The following is a 1,691-nucleotide window of genomic DNA, read 5'->3' as shown; positions in this document are numbered from 1 at the left end:
AGCCTGGATCCACCGATGTGATTTTGGGGTAGCGGCGTGGGAAAAAGAGAAATACCCTTCTGAACTGGGATAATACGACTTGTCGAAGGTCTATATTCCCCATCCAGGAGGGCATCTCTCAGGTGCAACTATCTCACACTCCCGCGGCACTCTCTATTTCATTCGATGACCCCAACCTCGTGTCGGCCGCCGGCTTGGTCCCAGCCATGCGCCTGGCCGACACTGCTGGCCTGTCGACCCTGGCACAGCACAGGATGAGTATCGCAGGCGACAAGGGTGCCAACGCCGGGGCGAAGATCTCCTCACTGGTCGCAGGCATGGTCGCCGGTGCCGACTCGATTGACGACATGGACCTGTTGCGCCACGGCGGCATGAACCGACTCTTTACCCGGATCTACGCGCCGTCGACCCTGGGATCCTTCCTCCGGGCCTTCACCTTCGGGCACGTGCGCCAGTTGGATGCCGTGGCCTCCCGCTTCCTGATCAACCTGGCTGACCAGTCACCGGGCCTGGTACCCGCACCCCCAGCTGCCACCAGCGGGTATGTCTTCGTCGATGTCGACGACACCATCATCGAAGTCCACGGCCACCAGAAACAAGGCGCCGGCTTCGGCTACTCCGGTGTCCGTGGGCTCAATGCTCTGCTGGCGACGGTCACCACGACAGAGTCTGCCCCGGTGGTCGTAGCCCAGCGCCTGCGCCGAGGGTCCTGTGGTTCGGCGCGTGGGGCAGGCCGGTTGATTGCCGATGCCATCACCACCACCCGACGCCTACCCGCCATGGCCCAGCAGAAAATCCTCGTACGCGCGGACTCCGCTTTCTACGGCCGGCCCAGCATCCACGCAGCACTCACCGCCGGTGCGGATGTGTCCATCACCGCGCGGATGACGCCCAACATCCAGAACGCGATTGCCACGATCCCGGACACGTCCTGGGAAACAATTGAGTACACCGACGCGCTCTTTGATGAGGACACCCAGACCTGGATCTCCTCAGCGGAAGTCGCGGAAGTCCCCTTCATCGCGTTTGCGTCGAAGAAGGCAGCTGATCAGGTTCCCGGTCGGCTGGTGGTGCGCCGGATCCCGGAGTTGAACAAGAAGAATATCGATCAGCCGGGCCTGTTTGATCTGCACCGCTTCCACGCGGTATTCACCACCGCCGACCCAGACCTGCTGGGTACCGTGGCCGCGGACAAGACCCACCGGCAGCATGCGGTCATCGAGCAGGTCAACGCCGATCTGAAGAACAGTGCGCTGGCGCATATGCCTTCAGGTGTGTTCACCGCGAACGCGGCGTGGTTGGTGGTGGCGGTCATGGCCTTCAACCTCACCAGGGCTGCCGGGACCATCGCGGCCGGGGCACTGGCCAGGGCTACGACTGCGACGATCCGGCGTCGGATCGTCATGGTGGCGGCCCGCATTGCTCGTAGGGCACGACGGTTGGTCCTGCACCTACCGCAGGGCTGGAAATGGGAGCCGCAGTGGCGGAAGCTGTTCGAGCACGGTCACTCGCCACCGGCTGTTGTTTCTTCCTGACCACCTGAGCCGAAACCCTCCGGCCCGAGCCGACCTACCAATTCGTGGAACAACCAGACGACGACGTGATCTGGGGATCATTCCTGCCCGAAAATCTTGGTGGTGCCCGCAGCCGAAATCAACCGATCACCGAAAGACCATCGGCGGATCCAGGCT

General features: G+C 62.8%; 1 protein-coding gene. It reads left to right on the top strand.

All coding sequences use genetic code 11. The features are described from left to right. Positions 1-122 precede the first annotated feature (122 nt). Positions 123-1,535: an IS1380-like element ISCli1 family transposase gene (locus tag A37O_RS0111485; protein WP_018297647.1), complete on the top strand. Its 1,413-nt coding sequence runs from the start codon at positions 123-125 to the stop codon at positions 1,533-1,535. Positions 1,536-1,691 lie beyond the last annotated feature (156 nt).

The sequence above is a fragment of the Corynebacterium lubricantis DSM 45231 genome (assembly GCF_000379425.1).
Classification (GTDB): domain Bacteria; phylum Actinomycetota; class Actinomycetes; order Mycobacteriales; family Mycobacteriaceae; genus Corynebacterium; species Corynebacterium lubricantis.
Note: the sequence above shows the minus strand (reverse complement) of the source record. Positions and strands in the feature narration are given on the sequence as shown.